Annotated in this window: 18 protein-coding genes and 3 tRNA genes; 3 read left to right on the forward strand and 18 right to left on the reverse strand. The window is 55.2% G+C overall.

Translation table 11 applies throughout. The features are described 5' to 3' along the window. From ACNAZS_RS16795 to ACNAZS_RS16840, 10 genes are all read right to left on the reverse strand, one after another. Nucleotides 1-590, reverse strand: a 590-nt coding sequence (locus ACNAZS_RS16795; RefSeq protein ID WP_415791330.1) for a GTP-binding protein, incomplete at its 3' end; no start/stop codon positions are given. Nucleotides 591-645: 55 nt separating this feature from the next. Beyond that, nucleotides 646-720: transfer RNA gene (locus tag ACNAZS_RS16800), tRNA-Thr, on the reverse strand. 5 nt (nucleotides 721-725) lie between these two features. Then, nucleotides 726-799: transfer RNA gene (locus tag ACNAZS_RS16805), tRNA-Gly, on the reverse strand. A 122-nt stretch (nucleotides 800-921) separates the two neighbouring features. Next, nucleotides 922-1,008, reverse strand: a tRNA-Tyr gene (locus ACNAZS_RS16810). 79 nt (nucleotides 1,009-1,087) lie between these two features. Then, nucleotides 1,088-2,092 (reverse strand): asparaginase, encoded by a 1,005-nt coding sequence (locus tag ACNAZS_RS16815; protein WP_415791332.1) that lies wholly within the window; start codon nucleotides 2,090-2,092, stop codon nucleotides 1,088-1,090. After that, nucleotides 2,085-3,011, reverse strand: a complete 927-nt coding sequence (locus ACNAZS_RS16820) for a ParB/RepB/Spo0J family partition protein (RefSeq protein WP_415791334.1) — start codon at nucleotides 3,009-3,011, stop codon at nucleotides 2,085-2,087. The genes ACNAZS_RS16815 and ACNAZS_RS16820 overlap by 8 nt, the downstream gene beginning before the upstream one ends. A gap of 174 nt (nucleotides 3,012-3,185) precedes the next feature. Further along, nucleotides 3,186-3,986, reverse strand: coding sequence for a ParA family protein (locus ACNAZS_RS16825; RefSeq protein WP_415791336.1), 801 nt, complete (start codon nucleotides 3,984-3,986; stop codon nucleotides 3,186-3,188). Further along, nucleotides 3,983-4,660, reverse strand: coding sequence for a 16S rRNA (guanine(527)-N(7))-methyltransferase RsmG (rsmG, locus tag ACNAZS_RS16830; RefSeq protein ID WP_415791338.1), 678 nt, complete (start codon nucleotides 4,658-4,660; stop codon nucleotides 3,983-3,985). Before rsmG ends, ACNAZS_RS16825 begins: the two co-directional genes overlap by 4 nt. After that, complete coding sequence (gene mnmG, locus ACNAZS_RS16835) at nucleotides 4,657-6,576, reverse strand: tRNA uridine-5-carboxymethylaminomethyl(34) synthesis enzyme MnmG (protein ID WP_415791340.1); 1,920 nt, start codon at nucleotides 6,574-6,576, stop codon at nucleotides 4,657-4,659. The genes rsmG and mnmG overlap by 4 nt, the downstream gene beginning before the upstream one ends. A 2,012-nt stretch (nucleotides 6,577-8,588) precedes the next feature. Then, nucleotides 8,589-8,795 (reverse strand): cold-shock protein, encoded by a 207-nt coding sequence (locus ACNAZS_RS16840; protein ID WP_415791464.1) that lies wholly within the window; start codon nucleotides 8,793-8,795, stop codon nucleotides 8,589-8,591. A gap of 269 nt (nucleotides 8,796-9,064) precedes the next feature. Here ACNAZS_RS16840 and ACNAZS_RS16845 point away from each other — a divergent pair, with 269 nt between their 5' ends. Next, on the forward strand, nucleotides 9,065-10,231 hold the full coding sequence (locus tag ACNAZS_RS16845) for a pyridoxal phosphate-dependent aminotransferase (RefSeq protein ID WP_415791342.1): 1,167 nt from the start codon (nucleotides 9,065-9,067) through the stop codon (nucleotides 10,229-10,231). A gap of 83 nt (nucleotides 10,232-10,314) precedes the next feature. Here the strand turns inward: ACNAZS_RS16845 and ACNAZS_RS16850 are convergent, their stop codons facing one another. The 5 genes from ACNAZS_RS16850 to ACNAZS_RS16870 all read right to left on the reverse strand — a co-directional run bounded on the left by ACNAZS_RS16850 (nucleotide 10,315) and on the right by ACNAZS_RS16870 (nucleotide 15,638). Beyond that, nucleotides 10,315-11,841 (reverse strand): tripartite tricarboxylate transporter permease, encoded by a 1,527-nt coding sequence (locus ACNAZS_RS16850; protein WP_415791344.1) that lies wholly within the window; start codon nucleotides 11,839-11,841, stop codon nucleotides 10,315-10,317. Continuing rightward, nucleotides 11,838-12,275 (reverse strand): tripartite tricarboxylate transporter TctB family protein, encoded by a 438-nt coding sequence (locus ACNAZS_RS16855; RefSeq protein ID WP_415791346.1) that lies wholly within the window; start codon nucleotides 12,273-12,275, stop codon nucleotides 11,838-11,840. The genes ACNAZS_RS16850 and ACNAZS_RS16855 overlap by 4 nt, the downstream gene beginning before the upstream one ends. Nucleotides 12,276-12,385: 110 nt before the next feature. Beyond that, nucleotides 12,386-13,384 (reverse strand): Bug family tripartite tricarboxylate transporter substrate binding protein, encoded by a 999-nt coding sequence (locus ACNAZS_RS16860; protein ID WP_415791348.1) that lies wholly within the window; start codon nucleotides 13,382-13,384, stop codon nucleotides 12,386-12,388. Between the two features lie 117 nt (nucleotides 13,385-13,501). After that, a complete protein-coding gene (locus tag ACNAZS_RS16865) occupies nucleotides 13,502-14,914 on the reverse strand; it encodes a sensor histidine kinase (RefSeq protein WP_415791466.1) in 1,413 nt (470 codons plus the stop codon). 46 nt (nucleotides 14,915-14,960) lie between these two features. Continuing rightward, nucleotides 14,961-15,638, reverse strand: a complete 678-nt coding sequence (locus tag ACNAZS_RS16870; RefSeq protein WP_415791350.1) for a response regulator — start codon at nucleotides 15,636-15,638, stop codon at nucleotides 14,961-14,963. A gap of 457 nt (nucleotides 15,639-16,095) precedes the next feature. Between ACNAZS_RS16870 and ada the strand changes: the two genes are divergently transcribed. After that, nucleotides 16,096-17,214, forward strand: coding sequence for a bifunctional DNA-binding transcriptional regulator/O6-methylguanine-DNA methyltransferase Ada (ada, locus tag ACNAZS_RS16875; protein WP_415791352.1), 1,119 nt, complete (start codon nucleotides 16,096-16,098; stop codon nucleotides 17,212-17,214). 14 nt (nucleotides 17,215-17,228) lie between these two features. Here the strand turns inward: ada and ACNAZS_RS16880 are convergent, their stop codons facing one another. From ACNAZS_RS16880 to ACNAZS_RS16890, 3 genes are all read right to left on the reverse strand, one after another. Next, nucleotides 17,229-18,974, reverse strand: a complete 1,746-nt coding sequence (locus ACNAZS_RS16880; RefSeq protein WP_415791354.1) for a protein kinase domain-containing protein — start codon at nucleotides 18,972-18,974, stop codon at nucleotides 17,229-17,231. 44 nt (nucleotides 18,975-19,018) lie between these two features. Continuing rightward, nucleotides 19,019-19,831, reverse strand: coding sequence for a formate/nitrite transporter family protein (locus ACNAZS_RS16885; protein ID WP_415791356.1), 813 nt, complete (start codon nucleotides 19,829-19,831; stop codon nucleotides 19,019-19,021). Nucleotides 19,832-20,126: 295 nt separating this feature from the next. Beyond that, nucleotides 20,127-21,020, reverse strand: coding sequence for a LysR family transcriptional regulator (locus ACNAZS_RS16890; RefSeq protein WP_415791358.1), 894 nt, complete (start codon nucleotides 21,018-21,020; stop codon nucleotides 20,127-20,129). Between the two features lie 95 nt (nucleotides 21,021-21,115). Between ACNAZS_RS16890 and ACNAZS_RS16895 the strand changes: the two genes are divergently transcribed. After that, a complete protein-coding gene (locus tag ACNAZS_RS16895; protein ID WP_415791360.1) occupies nucleotides 21,116-21,862 on the forward strand; it encodes a sulfite exporter TauE/SafE family protein in 747 nt (248 codons plus the stop codon). Nucleotides 21,863-21,864 lie beyond the last annotated feature (2 nt).

Below are 21,864 nucleotides of genomic sequence, written 5' to 3' on the forward strand. Positions count from 1 at the left end.
GCTTCGGCCAACGCCAGAATCGCTTGCTCGCCCAACTCGCCCTTGTCGCCTTCGAGCGCCAGCTTGGCCGAACCCTTCACGATCGGCGTATCGTCGCCCGGAAAGTCGTACTTCGACAGCAACTCGCGAACTTCCATTTCCACCAGCTCGAGCAGCTCGGCGTCATCAACCATGTCCGCCTTGTTCAGGAACACGATGATGTACGGCACGCCAACCTGGCGGCTCAGCAGAATGTGCTCGCGCGTTTGCGGCATCGGACCGTCTGCGGCCGACACCACCAGGATCGCGCCGTCCATCTGCGCTGCACCCGTAATCATGTTCTTGACGTAGTCCGCGTGACCCGGGCAGTCAACGTGCGCATAGTGCCGCGCTGCCGTCTCGTATTCCACGTGCGACGTGTTAATCGTAATACCACGCGCCTTCTCTTCTGGCGCCGCGTCGATCTGGTCGTAGCCGCGGGCTTCCCCACCAAACTGCGCCGACAACACCGTCGTGATCGCTGCCGTCAACGTCGTTTTGCCGTGGTCAACGTGACCAATCGTACCCACGTTCACGTGCGGCTTGGTACGTTCAAACTTGCCTTTTGCCATGGCTGACTCCTGACCTGGATTGAAGCTTCTGACTAGAAGAGAACAAAAAAATTTGTGGTGCCCATGACGCGGATCGAACGCGTGACCTCTCCCTTACCAAGGGAGTGCTCTACCACTGAGCCACATGGGCAATCTTGGAGCGGGTGAAGGGAATCGAACCCTCGTCGTAAGCTTGGAAGGCTTCTGCTCTACCATTGAGCTACACCCGCGGGCCACCTTTCACCACTCGTCCCACATTTGCTACACCCAGGCTGTCGTACGATCAGTCGCAAACAACAGGGCTTTACATCAAGAATCCAGGCAGACTGCCTGGATTCAGAATATGGGTCTCTGGTGGAGGAGGTTGGATTCGAACCAACGTAGACGCAAGGTCAACAGATTTACAGTCTGCCCCCTTTAACCACTCGGGCACCCCTCCGGAGAACTTGAAATTATGGACACTTTTAAAATGAAAGTCAAATCCAGTGACTGGGTTTTTTAAGGATTTGGCATTTTTTTTAATAGCGATCGAAAAAATCTTGTAGCTGAGTGGAATTTTGCGTCTTCGACAGGCCCAGCATCAGCAAGATACGGGCCTTTTGGGGACTCAGCTCACCCGCGGCGATGAATCCCGCCGCGTCGTCGTCGACTTCGACATTGCGGCCAACGTGCCCACTGCCAGTCCGGCTGGATCTCACCACCGCCACCCCGTTGGCCATTGCACGTGCCAGGGCTTGCATCGCCACATCCGTGGCATTGCCGTCGCCGACCCCCGCCAAAACGATCCCCTGCACACGCGTCGCCAGAAAATCGATCAGATCGCTGCCCAGATCGACGCCCGCATGAATCACCTCTACACGCGGCCAACCGGCCTTGTCGAGCATTTCGAGCGAGAATTCGCTGGCCGTACTATGCACGCTGTCGTTGCGAGAAAAAAAATGAACGGCCGGCCCACGCATGACTGCCGCCCTACCCCGATTGGGCGAGGCAAAGGCATTGACCCCAGCGCAAGCAACCTTTTGGACTTCGCGCGCGTAGTGGACGTCTTCGTTCATGACGACCAGCGGTCCGCGTCCGGCCGCTTCGGCGCGGCCCGCCAAGGCAACGGCGTGGAACAAGTTCGCCGGCCCGTCGGCACCCGGCGCGGTGGCGGGACGCATCGCACCCACCAGCACGAGCGGCTTGTCATGCCGAATCACCAAACTGAGAAAGTACGCGGTTTCCTCGAGCGTATCGGTGCCGTGGGTCACCACGATACCGTCTACGGAGGGATTCCGGCTCAGCGCCTCCACGCGCCGGGCCAGGTCGGCCCATACGGCGTGGGTCATATTCTGGCTACCCACACTGGTCACTTGCTCTGCTTGAATGTGCGCCAATTGCGCCAGAGCGGGTGCGGCAGCCAACAATTGGCCAACATCCAGTGCGCCGGCACGGTACGCGTGCGTGGCAGCCTCAGCTTGGGCGCCCGCGATGGTGCCGCCCGTCGCCAGGACAACAATCGTCGGCAAGCGCCGTTCAGGCATCCAGCACTCCCGAGAGCCCCTGGCGCTCCAGTAGTGAGTTCAGGTGTTCCCAACCGTGAAAATCGATCACGATCTGCCCCTTTTCTTTCGTGCCGACTTTCAAGGCCACACGCGTGCCCAACTGATCCGACAAGGCTTCTTCCAGACGCGTCACGTCTCGCGAAGCACCGTTGCTTTTTTTGCGAATCATCGATTCGCTATCTCTGTCTTTGACGGCTTTGGTAACCAGCTTCTCGGCTTCACGCACGGACAAACGCTTGGCAATGATCACGTTAGCCAGTTGAATCTGCATAGCGGCCTCGACCGCCAACAACGCGCGAGCGTGGCCCATGTCGACGTCGCCCGCGAGCAGCATGGTCTGTACCGGCGCCGCGAGATTCAACAAACGCAGCAGGTTGCTGGTCGCCGAACGTGAACGACCAATCGCCGTCGCGGCCTGTTCGTGAGTCAGGCCAAAATCATCAAGCAGACGGCGCACACCGTGCGCTTCTTCGAGCGGGTTGAGGTCTTCGCGCTGGATGTTCTCGATCAGCGCCATGACAGCCGCATTTTCATCCGCGACTTCTCGAACCAGTACCGGAACCTCTTTCAGCCCAGCCAACTGGGCCGCACGGTATCGACGCTCGCCGGCAATGATCTCGTAATGCCCGGGCTCATCATTGAGTGCGCGCACCAGGATGGGCTGCATGATGCCTTGCGTACGAATGGACTCCGCCAGCTCGTTCAAGGCGCCCTCGTCCATGCGTGTACGTGGCTGGTACTTGCCCGCGCGCATCTTACCTACGGGCAATATCGATGGCGGACCTTCTGGTGCTTCGGCGGCTGCAGTGGGTTTACCGATGGTATCGATCGCGGGCCCATCTGCACCGAGCAGGGCATCCAGCCCACGACCCAGACCTTTGGGTTTTTTGGTGGCCATGTGGCAAATCCTTTTTACAACTTGCTATGCGTGCTGTGGATATCTTGTGAGTGGCATAGATGGCGAGAATCCAAGGAATACGCTTGGAACGCAAATGGGAACGATACGCCCGATCATCTATGTCGTGAACGTGTGGATAACCCCAGCAAGACGATATGAATGGTCATGAAAAAATCAGTCCATGGCTTCGACGCGCTTGACGACTTCGGCGCTGAAAGAAATATAAGCTTGGGCGCCACGCGATCCCTTGTCGTACACCACGCCAGGCAAGCCATAGCTAGGCGCCTCGGCAAGGCGGACGTTGCGCGGGACGACGGTCTTGAAGACTTTTTCGCCAAAGTGCGATTCCAGCTGCGCCGAAACCTGCTGCTGTAGCGTGATGCGCGGGTCGAACATCACGCGCAACAGGCCGATCTCGCGCAGATCCGCGTTGATATTGCGATGCACGCGCTTGATGGTGTTGACGAGATCAGACAACCCTTCGAGGGCAAAGTATTCGCACTGCATCGGAATGATGACGCCATGCGCGGCCGCCAGACCATTGAGCGTCAACAACGATAACGTCGGTGGGCAGTCGATCAGGACAAAATCATATTGCGTCGCGACAGCTTGGATCGCGGACTTCAGTTGCCGTTCGCGCTCTTGCATGTTGACCAGGTCGATTTCGGCGCCGGAGAGCTCACGGTTGGCTGGCAGTACGTCATAACCACCGGCCTCGGAAGGTACGCGGGCCTGTTCGATCGTGGTATCGCCAATCAGCACGTCGTATAGCGTGGATTGCAGCGTACTCTTGTCAACGCCGCTACCCATGGTGGCATTGCCTTGTGGATCGAGGTCTATCAACAATACGCGCTTGCCTAGCGTGGCCAGGCCTGCAGCCAGATTGATGGTGGTCGTCGTTTTGCCGACACCGCCTTTCTGGTTCGCAATGCAAAACACGCGGGTGGAACGCGCGTCGGACGATGGTTTGTTCATAGAGTTCCTTGACTGCGACGCATCCAGACCAGGCAACGTTGCGCATCCAATTGCGGCACCTGCAGAGGCTGGACATTTTCAACCTGCCACGCGCCCTGTTGATGCAAGACTTGAATCTCGTCTTCAGGAAGCTTTCCCTTCATGGCGACGAGGGTACCATCGTTGGATACATGATGACCGGCCAACGATGCAAAATCATTAAGCGAGGCAAATGCACGCGAGATGACGATGTCGCAATCTGCCGGCGTCAGGTCTTCGACCCGCGCATGCTTCGCAGATAAATTGGGTAGGGACAGCACCCCTGACATCTGGCGTACGAAAGCCATTTTCTTCTCGACCGCATCCACACAACTGACTTGCCAGGCAGGCCGCATGATAGCCAGCACCACGCCTGGCAAACCGCCACCCGAACCGATGTCATATAGTTTGGCGGTGACAGCGCTATCGAACTTGCGCACAAGCGGATTCACCACGCTCAGGCTATCAAACAGATGCTGCACCAGCATTTGCTCGGGGTCGCGGATTGCCGTCAGGTTGTAGGTACGGTTCCACCGTTGCATTTGCGCCAGATACGCTAGCAACAGATTGATTTGTACACTCGTAACGGACAAGCCCAAGGTATCGCAGGCTTGTTCCAGCTGCTGTGCCAGACCGGCGTCAGACACGGTGCTCATGCGGCTTGTTGGCGCGTGCCGTAATGCAGGCGCTTGAGGTGTATGAGCAATAGCGAAATCGCGGCCGGGGTAACGCCAGAAATGCGCGCTGCCTGTCCGATCGTTTCAGGGCGGTGCGTTTTGAGCTTTTGGCGAACCTCGAAAGACAGGCTGCTGACCGCATCATAGTCGATGTCTAAGGGGATATGCTGTTGTTCGTGCGAGAGATGCTTTTGCACTTCGTCTTGTTGCCGCGCGATATAACCCGCGTATTTGACCTGTATTTCGACTTGCTCGGCCAGAACATCCTCATCCGAAACCCCTGGACCCGCCAGCAAGGTGCCATCGACGTTGTGAGCCGCCATGAGCGTGGCGTAAGAAACACCGGGGCGTTTCAGCAAATCTGATAGTGAGTACTCACGTTCAATTGCTTTGCCCAGTAATGGCTCGGCCACTTCAGCAGGAAAACTTCTGGGATTTACCCACGTCGATTTCAGGCGTTCAATCTCTTTCGCCACGGCATCACGTTTGCGGCTAAAGGCGTCCCAGCGCGCATCGTCGACCAAGCCTAATTTGCGTCCTGTTTCGGTCAGGCGTAGATCGGCATTGTCTTCACGCAAACTGAGCCGATATTCGGCACGTGAGGTAAACATGCGATAGGGTTCTGTCACGCCGCGCGTGACCAGATCATCGACCAATACACCCAAATAGGCTTCATCGCGACGAGGAGTCCAGACCTCTCGATCCAACGCTCGCAATGCCGCATTTGCACCCGCCAGCAATCCTTGAGCGGCCGCCTCTTCGTAACCAGTCGTACCGTTGATCTGACCCGCAAAGTACAAACCCGCAATTGCCTTCGTTTCAAGCGTCGATTTGAGACCGCGAGGATCGAAATAGTCATATTCGATAGCATAGCCTGGTCGCAAGATGTGTGCGTTCTCCAGACCCGGCAGCGAGTGGATCAGATCCCATTGCACATCAAACGGCAGGCTGGTGGACACGCCATTGGGATAGACCTCGTGGGTATCCAACCCTTCGGGTTCCAGGAACACCTGATGCGACGTCTTGTCTGCAAAACGATGGATCTTGTCTTCGATGGACGGGCAGTAACGTGGCCCGACTCCTTCAATGACGCCGCTATACATCGGCGAGCGGTCCAATCCCGCACGGATGATGTCATGCGTGCGGGCGTTGGTATGCGTAATCCAGCAAGGCAACTGTCGGGGATGCATCGCCGTGTTCCCCATGAAAGAAAACACTGGCACTGGATCCAGATCACCGGGTTGCTCTTCCAGGGCGCTGTAATCAATCGTGCGTCCATCAATACGAGGAGGCGTGCCCGTCTTCAGTCGACCCTGTGGAAGCTTCAACTCTTTTAGACGTTGCCCCAGCGAGGTGGCGGGAGGGTCTCCCGCACGGCCACCTGAATAGCTCTGCAAACCAACATGGATCAGCCCGTTAAGGAAAGTACCGGCTGTCAGTACGACGGTGCGTGCACGAAATTTCAATCCAATTTTGGTTACCGCACCGATGACGCGATCGCCTTCGACCATAAGATCGTCAACGGCTTGCTGAAAAATCCACAGGTTGGCCTGATTTTCTAGTCGATGCCGGATCGCTTTTCGATAGCGCACACGATCGGCCTGTGCCCGGGTAGCACGGACGGCAGGGCCCTTTGAACTATTCAGGATACGAAACTGAATCCCAGCCTCGTCCGTGGCGATGGCCATGGCACCGCCCAGGGCATCGATCTCTTTGACCAAATGGCCCTTGCCTATCCCGCCGATTGACGGGTTGCAGGACATCTGGCCTAAGGTCTCGATGTTGTGGGTCAACAGTAATGTCTTAGCACCAATGCGGGCTGCGGCGAGGGCAGCTTCGGTGCCGGCATGACCGCCTCCGACGACTATCACGTCAAATTCGCGCGGGTAATTCATGATGAGGGCTGGGAGAAAGAGCTTGTTAGACTCCATTATAGAGGTGCCAGCGCCGATGTTTCACGTGAAACATGCAACGGAGTTGCAACGGTGGGCATTTTTTCGCCGTGCGTGTGCTGTAGCCACGGCTATTCTCGAACGATCCCTTGTTCCACGTGAAACAATGGAAGTCTAGCCACAGGAATAGGCGTGCCTATCAACAGCGGCGTGAAGGTCGGAAGATGTTCCACGTGGAACATTACCAGCAGGCATCGATCACTGGCAGGCCCTATACGGATACAAGCACATAGATCAATTTTTCAGAAATACGCGCATATCTACAGCTTCATGTGATGCTATCGCGTCTATGACAAACTAGGATTATTTCACCGTGGACTTATTCTCCGGCACCACGTGGAACAGAGGTGCCGACTCAGTCAAACACGATGATGGGGCCACCAAGCCTATTCGCAATTTGCAGCCTGCTCTTCCAAGTCAGTCCTATGAAGATGAATCCGAGCTATTCAACACCAATACCACATAGAAGAATCCAAAATGAAATTGTTTCACGTGGAACAGTCTTCTCTTCCACTGGAATGGTAGGAAGCCTTCGCGCTGGATGCACCAAGTCAAAAATGGGGTGATAGGTGTCTAGTGGAGGAAATAGACATGTTCCACGTGGAACATACATAGCGGAAACTCCATGAAGATGTCATTTCACAAAGCTAAAGCACGGAACGGCTACCCGTGACATGACATACATCGGTAAACCTACATATCGAAACCAGTAGCTAATAGAACAACCAGCTCATAGCACCCACATATTTTTCACAGTACGAAGCGAATAAAATTAGATTCACGGAGTGTTTATCAGAAAGAGAAGGGCTGAGCATTGATAATGTCCACCACCGGTAGGCAGCGGCATAACCCAATGTTCAAGTACTGGATTGATCTCACGTTTCACGTGAAACACAAAGGGACAGTGACTCCGTGAGCTTTCACAACGTAAGCGAAAAACGCGCTTAACCAAAGACCATTTTCAATATCTTCTAGAAAATTTGCGAAGAAGGTCTGGTCTACTGGCCCCAAGAAAACCATAGCTGTAACGGAGGATCCACGACCAAAGCTCGCAGTTGGATGCCAATTCCTATGTTCTTCTTTATCCCAAAAATCCTCGGACAGTTTGTTATCTGGGAATAGCTCGGTACATACGATGGAGTAGGAAGAAGCGAGGAGTTCGATCTATATACCCTAGACAACTACCAAGGTATTTTTAATCATCGCTACTCGTATTCAACGCCGAGTGCCACATTTAGCGCTTCACGTGCACCAACCCATCACCACTTATCCACACCGATATGTGGTCAATTGCAGCTTCTGTGAATATCGTTGTGGGGTCAAATAATAAGACTGGGGTTCAACCCCCTATCTACACGTCACGGCAACACTTTCTACGTAGAAAACTCGCACGATCCCGCGGGAATCACAAAGCTATCCACAAACTAATCCAAGATTTTCAGTGATCAGAATTTGGAAGAAAAGGGTGCAAAATCGCCTGGGGATATCTTTGTGAACAACTCTGATCAAGCAACCAAGAATCGGACCGAGAAAACCATAGACCAGCTTGCGTATCTGTCGAGGTTTTACCGTCCAACTAGAAGAACCTCGGCTTAAGCCTTGAAAAACCTAAGAAAAATATCAACAGCTAGCGGATGCTCAGTTATTTCTGTCCTGATAGCCTACACACTATGAATCGAGACATTCATATAGCGTCACTGTGCAAAACCCAGGATTTTTTTAATATGTGGCAACGCCTCGTGATTTTCACGTAGGTTGTTTATTCACACCTTGTCCACACGCTTACTCCCAATGTTATCCACAGCCCGGGATAACTAGGCCCCAATGACCTTCATGAGTGATCTGCACTAACGCAGGTCGCCGAGCGCAGATGCAACAACGCCCCGGAGCCAAGCGGCCAAGGGGCGTTGTAGGCCAGGTCGAACCTGGCTCACGGGAAAGCGGGATTTCCCGAATTAAAGCGGGCGAATCTCGGCCGCTTGAGGCCCTTTCGGACCATCCTTTACTTCGAATTCCACTTCCTGACCTTCGTTCAGGCTGCGGTAACCGCGGCCCTGAATAGCCGAGAAATGCGCGAATACATCAGTACCGCCGGTGTCCGGGGTAATAAAGCCGAAACCTTTGTCGGCATTGAACCATTTAACCTTGCCCTTCTGAACCATTTGTATAGCGTCCTGGTAGTAAAAACGAATTGCCAGTGAATCAAGGACGCCGACTGGAAAGGTCGGTACAACGCTTGAATCAACCGCGATAGTCAGCATACTCACGCATATTGCGTTAAACAAATAGTTGTTTACCCCTATGTCGCTTTTTGCCCATGCTGCAGGCGGCGCAATACACCGGTCATAAAAGCCGGCTATCTGGCGTGCAGACGGTCGAGTTAATGGGATACTTACCAGGTCCTTTACTCCACTGAAACTGTGTCATTGCCATGATCCGATCCAAGCTGCCCGATGTGGGCACCACCATTTTTACTGTCATGAGCCGCCTGGCCATCGAGCATCAGGCCATCAATCTCGGGCAGGGATTCCCCGATTTTGATCCAGACCCCCGCTTATGTCAGTTGGTGTCGGATGCCATGGCGGCCGGCCATAATCAATATCCGTACATGCCTGGCGTCGCGCCGTTGCGCCAGGCGATTGCTCAAAAAGTCCAGGCGCTTTACGGCCATACCTACGATCCGGAAACCGAGATCACGATCACCAGCGGCGCAACAGAAGCCTTGATGGCGACCGTACTGGCAGCCGTCAATAGTGGTGACGAAGTCGTCGTCATCGAGCCCTGCTATGACTCATACCTGCCCGCGATACGTTTGGCAGGAGGCACTGCCGTGCCCGTCCCCCTGCGCGCACCAACCGCCGAGGATCCTTACTACCGCATCGACTGGCAACGCGTACGCGACGCGATTACCTCGCGGACTCGGCTGCTCATGCTGAACTTTCCGCACAATCCTACGGGCACCGTGCTGGATTCAAGCGATCTGGATGCCCTGGAAAGTATTGTCCGCGAAACCGGCGTCCTGCTGCTATCGGACGAGGTGTACGAACATATTGTCTTCGACGGTAAGCCGCACGCCAGCCTGGCCACGAGACCGTTGTTGGCCGAACATACTTTCGTGATTTCGTCGTTCGGGAAAACGTATCACACCACGGGATGGAAGATTGGCTATTGCTGCGCACCCCGTCAATTAAGCGCCGAACTGCGCAAAGTGCATCAGTTCATGGTGTTTACCGTACCGTCGCCCATGCAATTCGCGCTAGCCGAATTTATGCAGGACCCCAAACCCTATACCGAGTTGCCCGCGTTTTATCAAGCCAAACGCGACCGGTTGGCGGCAGGCTTGGCCAACACGCGATTCAAACCGCTGCCCAGTCCTGGTACCTTTTTTATGTTGGCGGATTACAGCGCAATCTCTAAACAATCCGAGGCCGATTTTGCGCGGGATCTGACTGTGCGACACGGCGTGACGGTGATACCGATCTCTGCCTTTTACCAGCACCCCGATGCAGAGGCCTCTAATCATCGCCTGGCGCGGTTTTGCTTCGCAAAGAAGGACGCAACCCTGGATGCAGCAATTGAACGCTTAGCGGACGTTTAAACCCGTTTACACGTTATTGGTTTATCCAGAAAAATGGGCCGAAAGAAACATTTCTTTCGCCCCATTTTCTGCAAGTCGTGCGACTAAGCCGTAACTTGCTCCGACTTTTGACGTTTGCGTAATTTGCGCACGATCTGCGGAACCACCACCACAGCAATTGCCGCTGCCCATAATCCGATCGATACCGGGCTGTCGAACAGCACGGAGATCTCGCCATTTGTGATCGACAAGGCGCGACGCAGATTCTGTTCCATCATATTGCCGAGCACGACACCAAGCACCAGGGGCGCCATAGGTACACCAAACTTGCGCAGGAAATAACCGATCGTGCCAATGCCGGCGACCAACAGCAGATCAAATGTACCCGCGTTGATTGCATAAACGCCGATGTAACTGACGGCGAGAATACCCGGCACCATCAACCAACCCGGCACAGACAAGACCTTGGAGAATACCCGCACTAACGGTACGTTCATGACGAACAACATCACGTTGGCGATGAACAGCGAAGCAATCAGCCCCCACACCAACTCCGGCTTGGTATCGAACAACACCGGACCCGGTGTAATGTTGTAGAGCGTCAGTGCGCCCATCATGACTGCGGTCGTGCCTGAGCCCGGCACACCCAGCGTCAACATTGGAATAAAGGACCCGATCGCGGAAGACGTGGCCGCAGATTCAGGCGCAACCAGACCCCGCATATCGCCTTTGCCGAATTTGGCATTGGGGTCTTTCGCTTCGATGATGCGCTTTTCCTGCGAGTACGCCACCGCCGCGGCAACACTGGCCCCGGCACCCGGTAACACCCCCACGACAAAGCCAACCAATGAGCTGCGAACAATACTCCACCACGTAAAGGCCAGCTCTTTCAGATTGAATAGTTTGCGGCCACTGGATGTCACTTCGACGCTTTGGCCCGCTATGACTTTCTCCAGCATTTCCAGCATTTCCGCGACAGCAAACAGCGCAATGACGACGACGACAAAATCGATGCCATCGGCCAGGTGAACGGACTCGAAGGTATAGCGATACACCCCCGAGTTGGCGTCCACACCGATCACCGAAATGCCCAGACCGATCATCGCTGCCAACACCCCTTTGACAGGCTCTTTACCCAACAGGCTAGTCAGGCAGCAAAATGCGAAAACCATCAGTACAAAGTACTCGGCAGGCCCGAATGCCAATGCCCATTTCGCCAATAAGGGTGCCAACAAAATGATGCCGGTCACGGACACGATGGCGCCGATAAACGCCGAACAAGCCGACAAGGACAGCGCAACGTTAGCCAGTCCCTGCCGTGCCAAGGGATAACCGTCCAGCGTCGTCATGATCGCGCTGGCTTCACCCGGCACGTTCAACAAGATGGACGTAATACGGCCACCGTACTCTGCGCCGACGTATACCGCGGCCAGCAGAATCAGCGCGGTTTCCGGAGGCAAGTTCATGGCAAAGGCAATCGGAATCAGCATTGCCACGCCGTTGACCGGGCCCAGGCCGGGCAACACGCCCACCATGGTGCCAATAAAAGAGCCTATGGCGGCGACCAACAGATTGTTCAGCGAGAACGCAACGCCAAAGCCAATGGACAAATGATCCATGATGCCGCTCATAGCAGATCTCCCAGCAGACCGGTGGGCAAGACAACATCCAACAGTCTGTCAAACAAGAAAAAGAAGAAAACGCCCATGATGACGCCACCCGCCACGCATTTCAGCCATCCACCGCCAAACAGGCGACCGACATAAACCGTCATCAGCGCCGTCGCAATAATGAAACCCAACCACTGGAATAGGAATGCGTAACCTGCAGCCCCCAATACCATCAATGCAATACGCGAATTCGCCGCCAGCGAATTCCCTTCGATAGGATTGCCGCCCTTGATTGCCAGACGCAAACCGCACAGGCCGATGATCAAGGCAACCAACATGGGGAAGGCGCGCGGCCCGACAGGCTCATAGGCAAAAGGCGCTTCGATGTCCCAGCCCGCCCATGTCATGAAGGCAGCCAGAATTAGGGCACAAATGCCCAGCGTTCGATCATTCATGATCCCGATTCCTGAAATCGATGTGCGTCAACCGTTCATCCACGCTTGGTCAAGCGCAAAGATGACGCAAAACAGGGCGCCACGAGCGGGCGCCCCCCAACACTACGTTTTTATTTTTTGATCAAGCCGAAACTATCAGCCAGCTCTCGGTACTTTTGCACCTGCTGTTTCACGTACGCATCAAGCTCGGGACCCGTTTTGTTAAACGGGAACAGGCCTTGCTGGTCGCGCAACTTCGCGTATTCCGGCGAGGCCATGGTCTTGTTAAATGCATCGACCCAGAATTGATAGTCTTCGTCGGAGACTTTGGGGCCTACGTAAAAGCCACGGATGATGGGCCAGGTGATGTCATAGCCCTGTTCTTTAGCGGTCGGCACGGAATTCAGCTTGCCTGGCAGACGTTCGTCGTTGAACACGGCCAACACACGAATCGGCGCGCCCCCTTCGAGCATGGTAAAAGCCTCGGCAGCATCACCCATATAGGCCTGAATGTGCCCGCCACGCAGCGCCGTGACGGCTTCGCCACCCCCTTCAAAGGCCACAAAGCGCATTTTGCGGAAATCAACATCCGCAGCCTTGGCCGTGAGGGCGGCTTTCATCCAGTCCTGGCTACCCACGGTACCGCCGGCGCCCAACACAACCTTGGTCGGATCCTGCTTGAAGGCCTCCATCAAGCTCTTCAGGTCGTGGTAGGGCGAATCGTTGCGGACCACGGCGACACCGTAATCCGTACCAATCCCCGCCAACCAGCGCACGTCATTGACGTTGTATTTGCCGAATTTTCCTTGGGCAATGTTCAGCAATGAACCTCCCGAAAACGCCACGACCTTGCCTGGCTCATCAGGGTGTTGTGCAACGATGTTGTTGTAGGCCACTGCGCCAATGCCACCCGGCATGTAGACGATGCGCATGGGGGACTTTAGTGCGCCGCTCTGTTTGAGGCCTTCGACCGCTAGACGGCAGGTCAAATCAAAACCGCCGCCCGGTTGAGCGGGAGCAATGCACTCGGGCCGACGGGGTTCGTCAGCAGCATGGGCGGTTGTTATGCCCAAAGATAGGGCACATGCGCCAAATACCGCAGCAAGGCGGGCTTTTAGGAAGGGTTGCATCTTGCGGTCTCCGTGAATCGCATTTTTTGGATGTCGTCGTAGGCGGGCCACTCCCATAAAAACGGGATCATGGCCAACGGATCAGAACCGTACCCAATAATGCCTTTCCGGAACCTTTCAATTTCCTGCAATTTCATGCCGCATTGCAGCATCCGGGAATGAATCCACGGTAAACACCAGTGCTGCACGCAAGCCGGGCAGAGGATCTCGGTTTTCGAGAACGATCTTGCCACCATGAAGTTCCACGATCGTGCCGACGATGGCCAGACCCAAGCCCGCGCCAGATTTGTTTTTCCCGGCGGCCCCCCGGCGGAACCGGACGGTGGCCTGAGAAATGTCGCTGGCCGACATGCCGGGCCCATGGTCTTGGACCGTGACCCTGGCATGGCGATCATCGGCATACACCCTAACGGTGACCTCGCTATTGGCTGCGGTATAGCGAATCGCGTTGTCGACCAAATTGCTGAGGGCTTCGCGCAATAGCCAGTCTATCCCCTGGATGCGAACCGGGCGGGACGCCTCCAACCCCAGATCCAGGTGACGTGCCCGGGCGGCCGGCAACAGCGTGCGGATGACGCCTTCCGCTATCTCGACCAGATCGACGTCCTCGGGCATCAGGCCGGCTTCTGCGAACGAGGCGTTCTTGGCGCGAGCCAGTGCCAGCATCTGGTTTGTCGCGCGGACGGCTCGATCTAGGCCGTCCTGCATGGCCAGCAGGACCGCGCGGATTTCTGCAGGATCCGATTCGCGTAACGCATAGGCGGTCTGAGTTCGCAAAACGGACAATGGCGTGCGCAACTGGTGAGAAGCGTCGTCCAGGAACTGTCTTTGTAGCCTCGCCTGGGCCGTATAACGGCTCATGTGACGATTTACGGCATCAACCAAGGGAGCGACCTCACCCGGAATATCTGGTGCGTCTACGGGCCTTAAATCGTCTGCCGAGCGTTTCTCCACATCCTGACGTAATCGTTCCAGGGGACGAACCGTCCGAAAAACGCTCCAGACCACGACCAGCACCACGATCAGAATGACCAGGATGTCTCGCTCGACCGAGCGCAGCAATGCCTGGTTGAGGAAACTTTGGCGCGAATCGATCGCTTCGGCAACCTGCACGACAACGCGTCCCCCGTAGTTGTTGTACAGGGGAGGATCCATTGGCCGGGCCATCGCGGCAATACGCAACGCCAACCCTTGATATTCGGCGTTAAAAAACTGAGCTTGACCCGAAATCAGCGGTGCCTTGGGCAAGGGCAGGTCTTGATTGCCAATTTCCGCCAAACCGTCTTCTGTCGCAACGCGGTAGTACAGGCTGCCATTGGCTGTGAGCTCGAAAAACTCCAGCATCAGGTAGGGCTGTTCGAGACTGAGTCCGCCGCTTGCTGTGGATATGTTGTGGTCGATGGAACGCAGTGCCCCCGCCAGAGCACGATCGTAGGCGCGATCGACTTGTTCGCGCAGTTGATAATTCGACAGCCACAAAGCGATCAACATGATGAAAACCAGCGCGGGAATCAGCCACCACAACAGCAGCGATTTCAGCGTGCGCCGATGGGCAGGCTGTGCCCAACGTAGCGGCCTAATCTTCAAGAACCGTCTCCAGGCAATAGCCTATGCCGCGCAAGGTGACGACTTGTACACCGGTGTTGGCGAGTTTTTTACGCAGTCGATGTACAAGAACCTCGATGGCCTCGAGGTTGATATCGGAATCATCAGTCTGGATGCGATCAAGAATTTGCTGTTTATTGATCGGTTCGCCGCTGCGTTGGATAAGTACGCGAAGCACAGCTTGTTCACGGGGAGATAGCTGTAACGGTTGACCGCGAACGGTAAACCGCTGTGCAGAAGTATCCAGCACCAAATCACCCAGTGTCAGTCGCGGATGTTCGCGTCCGCGACTGCGGCGAATCAAGGCAACAAGCCTGGCCTCGAGTTCTTCGAGAACAAAAGGTTTGGGCAAAAAATCATCAGCACCCTGATGCAACGTACCGACACGTTCGGTCAACGAGTCGCGGGCCGTCAGCACCAACACCGGTGTTCGGTCATCGCGACCTCGAATTTTAGCCAGCAAACTGTGCCCATCCATGCCGGGCAGGCCCAGATCCAAAATAACGGCGTCGAACTCCTCCACAGCGAGCCGTCTTTCGGCGATGTGTCCATCGTCTGCCCATTCCACCACAAATCCGGCATGACGCGCAAGGCTGCGCGACAGCCAACGTGCCAGTTCGGATTCGTCTTCGATGAGGAGTATACGCATGGCTTATTTTCGCACTGGTTGCCGCCGGCGATAGAGTATCTATGTTTTCTCTTATCTTTTTCTTTATATAAAGACTAATGATTAATGGGTGTCTGTGGATAACTGCATCAACTCAAAAAAAACATTTTATTTCATGGACTTGTAGAGGTTTTTGCTTGTGCAGCAGTTGTGTTTAGTTGGGCGAACGAAGTTGAACAACTTTTGAGGGACAGGCTAAAAGGGGGACTTGTTCAATTTGCGTCCACACGCTGTGCACAGTCTCGCGTTCTAGAGGTTATCCACAGGGGCGTTTTCGGGGAATGACGGATTTTCAGATAGTGTGTGAATGCTTACTTTCTACTAATTTCGGCAGAAAAATTTTTGTTAGAGAATTCAAGCGCAAGATATGGAGTTCTTGTGCTTGAATTCTGATTTACCGTGATATTTCCATCGAAAGGGTGATTTTTTGGTGACTATCATGTCAACCGTGCTGACTGACGTAAACCCGTCCAGCGATCATTTGTACACGACTGAAGAAGCCCGCTGGCGAGCGGTACAAGAAAGAGATGCTACTGCCGACGAGCATTTTGTCTACGCTGTATGCACGACCGGGATTTACTGTCGTCCCAGCAGTTCGGCACGCTTGCCACGCCGTGAGAATGTCAGATTTTTTGATAACCCGGCAGCGGCGCAAGCGGCGGGTTATCGACCTAGTCAGCGCGCCAGTGCAGATCGTAGCGTGGCGGCTGCTCGTCGCGCGGCGCTTGCTGCGCAGGCTTGTCGCTGGATAGAAAGTGCGCAGACGCCCCCCAGTCTGGAAGCCTTGGCTAAACAAGCGGGTGTCAGCGCCTTTCATTTTCATCGCTTGTTTAAGGCCGAAACCGGATTGACGCCGAAAGCCTACGCCAGTGCGCATCGGGCCAAGCGTTTGCGTCAGGAACTGAGCGGCGCTTGCACTGTTACGCAGGCCATCTACGAAGCTGGGTTCAATTCCAATAGCCGATTTTATGAGGCGTCGGCGGATATGCTGGGAATGCGCCCACGCGACTATAAGGCGGGAGGCGCGAATACGGTTATACGTTTCGCGGTGGGTGAGTGCTCACTTGGATCGGTTTTGGTGGCTTGTAGCGAACGAGGGATTTGTGCGATCTGGTTGGGTGATGATGCGGATCAGTTGGTAAGAGATCTGCAGGATCGCTTTCCTAATGCCCAGTTGAGCGGAAACGACCCTATTTTTGAACAGTGGGTTGCCCAAGTGGTCGGGTTTGTCGAAACACCGGCGCTGGGATTGAATCTGCCTTTGGATGTGCGTGGAACGGCATTTCAACAACGTGTCTGGCAAGCGTTGCGTGATCTGGCCCCAGGGACCACCGTCAGCTACGCCGAGATTGCCCAACGAATCGGGGCGCCCAAGGCGGTACGCGCGGTAGCCCAGGCTTGCGGCGCCAATCAGTTGGCGATTGCAATCCCTTGTCATCGTGTTATTCGGCGAGACGGGGATATTTCAGGGTACCGATGGGGCGTGGAACGTAAGCGGGAATTATTGCAACGGGAGAGGGAGTCCGATAGCGTGACCCAGGACAATTCAGGCTGTTGATGGCATCGGCGTGCCTAGCGAAACGCCAATAGCATGATGACGATGGCGACCAGTATCACGCTCAACCCTTTCCAGAAGGCGAGCGGGTTGCGCTCTAACAGAGATATGTGCCCGCGCCCGGTGTTTGCATGAGGATGCTGCAATGCGTAGACGAATTCGGACAGTTCTTGATAACGCGCTTGCGGATCGGGATGTACGGCTTGACTCAATACCCTATCGACCCAGGCAGGAATTGCGCGTTGATCATTCAAGACGGAGTCATATTGCAAACGGCGTTGGGCGGCACGCGTCCGGACTTTTGCCACTTGCGTACCGTAGGGCAATCGACCTGTGAGCATCTGATAGGTAATGACCCCTAAAGCATAGATGTCAGAGACGGTAGAGCCGGATTCGCCTAAGAAATATTCAGGAGCCGAATATTGCGCGGTGCCAAGTATTTGTGGGATGGGATGACCAATCGCTATTTCCGCGATGCCCGCAACCCGTGTCGAACCAAAATCAATAATTCGAGCTGTTCCGTCTGGGTCGATCAAGATGTTGTCGGGACGTAGATCTTGATGGATCATTTCTTGTCGATGAAATGCTTGTAGACCTTTTGCGATCTGCTCGATGATGTGAATGACTTGATCGAGCGTCGGGTCGGGGTGTTCATCCATCCACTGTGTCAACGTGATGCCTTCGAGATATTCGCAAACGGTGTAAAGACTCAGGCGGGTGCGCGTTTGCGGCCAGGCTTTGAGCACGTGACGACTATCAATACGCCTGGCTATCCATTCCTCCATCAATAGCCGTTCCAGATAAACGGGATCGTGACGTAGATCTAACGACGGAATCTTGATCGCGACGTGAACGTCGGTGCCGATATCAACGGCGCGATAGACATGACTGCGGCTGCTGGCATGGCGCTGTTCAATAATCCGGAAACCTTCGAACACGGTACCGGCGGTTAACAGAGGCGGGCATGGCAATGTCCCCGCTAGATGGGCGATTTCGCTCGTATCAGCCGACGGCAGTTCATCGATTCGCACGATTTGCACGGTCAGGTTGTCGGTGCTGCCGCAGGTGTAGGCAATGTCCCGCAATGTCTGTGCGGCGAGATCCAGCACATCGGCATGCATGGCAATGGCATTGACGATGGCTGCGGGGTGAAGATGTTCGTACACGCCGTCCGTCGCCAAGATAAAGATATCCCCGATTTCGAGGCGCTGGGTGTGATAGTCGATCTCTACATGGCGAGACAAGCCCAATGCTCGACTGAGATAACTTTTATCGTGCGCGAGCCAGATACGATGGTCTTCGGTGAGTTGCTCTAGCGTTTCACCACGCAGTCGAAAAATACGGGCATCACCGATATGGAAAAGATGGGCCGTGGTGGATTTCAACACCAAGGCACTCATTGCACAGACGTAGCCGCGATCTTGATCGTGACGGTGCTGACTCTGGCGTGTCTGTGCATGCAGCCAGCCGTTGGCGGCGTGCAAGACGCGTTGCGCCGATTTTTTAACCGACCAGGTTTCGGGGGTGCAGTAATAGTCTTCAAGAAAACTCGCGACAGCGGTTTCGCTGGCGATGTGGCTGACGCCGCTGCTGCTGATGCCGTCGGCGATGGCGACGGCAATGCCTTTCGTGTCCAACAACGGCTTGCCTGGAATACATAGGCCGTGAAAGTCCTGGTTGCTGGGCTTACGGCCCCGGTCGGAATACTGTCCTGCCGTGACGCGTAATTGCTTTACGACAGGTTGGAATACGAAGCGATCCATGTGTGGGGCCGGCATAACGATGCGGACGTTAATCGGTACTGCGATTAGTTAAAATGACGTTTGGGCGCAGTCCTGATATGGGTGGTGTACAACGTCAGTCCGGTCAATGAGATACCACCGATCAGGTTGCCCAGTACCACGGGGAGTTCATTCCAGATCAGATAGTCCATCACAGAGAAATTGCCACCCAGGATCAGTGCCGACGGGAACAAGAACATGTTGACCACGGAGTGTTCAAATCCCATGTAAAAAAACAGCATGATGGGCATCCACATGGCAATGACTTTGCCGCTGACACTGGTGGAGATCATCGCACCGACAACGCCCAGCGACACCATCCAATTGCACAACACCGCGCGGATAAAAATCGTCAACATACCCGCCGCGCCGTATTCTTTGTAGCCTAGCGTACGACTTTCCCCGATATGTGAAATCACCTCTCCGACCTTCCCGGCGGGGATAGAAAATCCATACGTGAACACAATGGCCATCAATACGGCGACGGTAAGCGCACCGATAAAGTTGCCGACAAAAACGATGCCCCAGTGCTTCAGAATGGCGCCGGGTGTGACACCGGGTCGCTTGTCTAACCAAGCCAGGGGCGTCAGCATGAATACGCCGGTCAGCAAGTCAAAACCCATCAAATACAGAATGCAAAAACCGACGGGGAACAGGGCGGCTCCCAGAATAGGCAATCCGGTTTGCACATTGATCGTTACCGCGAACACGGCGGCAATCGCCAGAATGGCTCCGGCCATGCAAGCGCGAATCAACGCGTCGCGCGTGGCCATATAAATTTTCGACTCGCCCGCGTCGACCATCTTGGTGACGAATTCTGAAGGGACCAGGTAGGACATATGTTGCGTTCCTATATCGGGAAAGAGGCTTTCAACAGCCAAAAAAACAAAAAGGCGCCCATGACCGGAGAGGGTCAAAGGCGCCATTGCCTGGGACTTGAATGAGTTGTCGTGCCGAACGGAGTTCGTCAGGAGAGATAAAGCAACAAGTGTGCCAACGCAGGAAGGCTGGTGATTACCCCGGCCAAGTCGGGCCTCGGGGGCGGTACATCCCTGGCTTGTTCTTCAATGTGGTGCAAAAAATGGGGCTAGCGCACGGGCATGCACTGTTCTGATGCATGGTTATCGGTCGATGTCAGGTCTGATGCCGACCGCCCAGATGCGTCAGAAGGCTCTGCATAGGTGGTGTCAGTGTTTTCCATTCTCGGAAGCACAGACACAGTTGCCGGCGTGCCCAGTCTTCGGCCAGTGCCAAGGTGTGGTAACCCAGCTTGCGTTGATAACGGTGGGCAATGCCTTGCGGCACGATGCCCACACCGATGCCGTGCGCCACCATTTCGCACAGCCCTTCGAAGGTTTTCATGCGTATGCGTAATGTCAGCGTCCCACCGACGGCATTGGCCTGCTCATTGATGTGATCCTGTAATGCGTTGCCGTACGCCAGGCCGACAAACGACTCACCCAGAAGGTCAGTCAAGCGGAGGGTGCGGTGCTGTTCGAAACGGTGTCCTGCCGGCACGATTAAAACGAGGTGGTCCTTTGCGACGGGCTGTAGCTCAAGGCCATTCGCGTCGACGGCATCGGACACGATGCCGGCTTGTGCCAGGCCAGCCGTAATGGTTTTGACGATCTCCGTACTGGTGCGTTCTTTTAGATCGAGATACAACTGTGGTCGGCTGGCTAACCAGGGGGCGAGCCGCTGCGGCAGAAACTCCGTGAGTGCTGCCGTGTTTGCGTACAGATGTAGCGTGCCGCGCGCGCCTGTGGAAAAGTCTTTGAGTTCAACCTTAAGCAAATCCTGTTGGCGCAGGATCAAGCGGGCGTGATGTGCCAAGGCCTCTCCGGCTTCGGTAGTGAGGACACCGCGCGAGTGCCGCGTCAGCAAGGCGACGCCGGCGTCCGTTTCGATATTGCGCAGCCGTTCACTGGCAGAAGCCAGTGCCAAGTTCGCACGCGCGGCACCCTGAGTGATGCTGCCGGCATCCACCACGCACAGAAATAGTTGTAGATCTGCCAGGTCAAACCGCATAGCGTCACGCGCTTCCTTTCAGCCTTCGGATGGTCCGAAGGCAAACACCCGAAAACCGCATTGTGCCAAGCTATGAAAAAGACTCCAATAGCGACATGACTGAATCCACGATTTTCTTTTTATCTTTCACCCTGACGTTTCTGGCCGCTGGATTGGTGAAGGGTGTTACTGGAATGGGCCTGCCCACCGTGGCGATGGGATTGCTGGGCTCGGTGGTCCCACCCGCGACAGCGGCAGCGATATTGGTGATTCCGTCATTTGTGACCAACGTCTGGCAATTGCTGGCGGGACCCGCGACGGCGTCGTTGCTACGCCGTTTGTGGCCCATGATGCTGGCGGTCATGGTGGGAACGGTAGGGGCGGCGGCGCTGTTGGTGCGCGTGGACCCGCTGTGGTCGGCATTTTCGCTAGGTGTGGCGCTGGTCGTGTACTCGGTGTATTCGTTGTTTGCACCGGCGTTGTCCGTTGAGCCGCGAATTGAATCTTGGCTATCACCGGTGATTGGCATGTTGACCGGTGTTGTGACGGGCGTCACAGGCGTGTTCGCTATCCCGGCCGTGCCTTACTTGCAGTCCCTGAACTTGGACAAGGACGAATTGGTCCAGGCGCTGGGCCTGTCATTCACCGTATCCACGATTGCACTGGCGATTGGCCTGATGGTGTATGGGGCGTTTCAGTTGAATCAGTTGGGGTTATCTGCCCTGGCCATCGTTCCAGCATTGATTGGCATGTGGTTGGGACAGAAAGTGCGGGCGATGATCAGCCCCAAGCGATTCCGCCAGTGCTTTCTGGTGTTTATGGTTTTGCTGGGATTGGAGTTGACTTCGCGACCGTTTTTTTGAGA

The organism is Bordetella tumulicola (genome assembly GCF_965138755.1).
Classification (GTDB): domain Bacteria; phylum Pseudomonadota; class Gammaproteobacteria; order Burkholderiales; family Burkholderiaceae_B; genus Bordetella_A; species Bordetella_A tumulicola.

What these genes read in the sequence shown, in the direction of transcription:
- ACNAZS_RS16815 (WP_415791332.1), bottom strand. Translation starts at nt 2,092, where the DNA reads ATGCCTGAACGGCGCTTGCCGACGATTGTTGTCCTGGCGACGGGCGGC.
- ACNAZS_RS16820 (WP_415791334.1), bottom strand. Translation starts at nt 3,011, where the DNA reads ATGGCCACCAAAAAACCCAAAGGTCTGGGTCGTGGGCTGGATGCCCTG.
- ACNAZS_RS16825 (WP_415791336.1), bottom strand. Translation starts at nt 3,986, where the DNA reads ATGAACAAACCATCGTCCGACGCGCGTTCCACCCGCGTGTTTTGCATT.
- rsmG (WP_415791338.1), bottom strand. Translation starts at nt 4,660, where the DNA reads ATGAGCACCGTGTCTGACGCCGGTCTGGCACAGCAGCTGGAACAAGCC.
- mnmG (WP_415791340.1), bottom strand. Translation starts at nt 6,576, where the DNA reads ATGAATTACCCGCGCGAATTTGACGTGATAGTCGTCGGAGGCGGTCAT.
- ACNAZS_RS16840 (WP_415791464.1), bottom strand. Translation starts at nt 8,795, where the DNA reads ATGGTTCAGAAGGGCAAGGTTAAATGGTTCAATGCCGACAAAGGTTTC.
- ACNAZS_RS16845 (WP_415791342.1), top strand. Translation starts at nt 9,065, where the DNA reads ATGATCCGATCCAAGCTGCCCGATGTGGGCACCACCATTTTTACTGTC.
- ACNAZS_RS16850 (WP_415791344.1), bottom strand. Translation starts at nt 11,841, where the DNA reads ATGAGCGGCATCATGGATCATTTGTCCATTGGCTTTGGCGTTGCGTTC.
- ACNAZS_RS16855 (WP_415791346.1), bottom strand. Translation starts at nt 12,275, where the DNA reads ATGAATGATCGAACGCTGGGCATTTGTGCCCTAATTCTGGCTGCCTTC.
- ACNAZS_RS16860 (WP_415791348.1), bottom strand. Translation starts at nt 13,384, where the DNA reads ATGCAACCCTTCCTAAAAGCCCGCCTTGCTGCGGTATTTGGCGCATGT.
- ACNAZS_RS16870 (WP_415791350.1), bottom strand. Translation starts at nt 15,638, where the DNA reads ATGCGTATACTCCTCATCGAAGACGAATCCGAACTGGCACGTTGGCTG.
- ada (WP_415791352.1), top strand. Translation starts at nt 16,096, where the DNA reads ATGTCAACCGTGCTGACTGACGTAAACCCGTCCAGCGATCATTTGTAC.
- ACNAZS_RS16880 (WP_415791354.1), bottom strand. Translation starts at nt 18,974, where the DNA reads ATGGATCGCTTCGTATTCCAACCTGTCGTAAAGCAATTACGCGTCACG.
- ACNAZS_RS16885 (WP_415791356.1), bottom strand. Translation starts at nt 19,831, where the DNA reads ATGTCCTACCTGGTCCCTTCAGAATTCGTCACCAAGATGGTCGACGCG.
- ACNAZS_RS16890 (WP_415791358.1), bottom strand. Translation starts at nt 21,020, where the DNA reads ATGCGGTTTGACCTGGCAGATCTACAACTATTTCTGTGCGTGGTGGAT.
- ACNAZS_RS16895 (WP_415791360.1), top strand. Translation starts at nt 21,116, where the DNA reads ATGACTGAATCCACGATTTTCTTTTTATCTTTCACCCTGACGTTTCTG.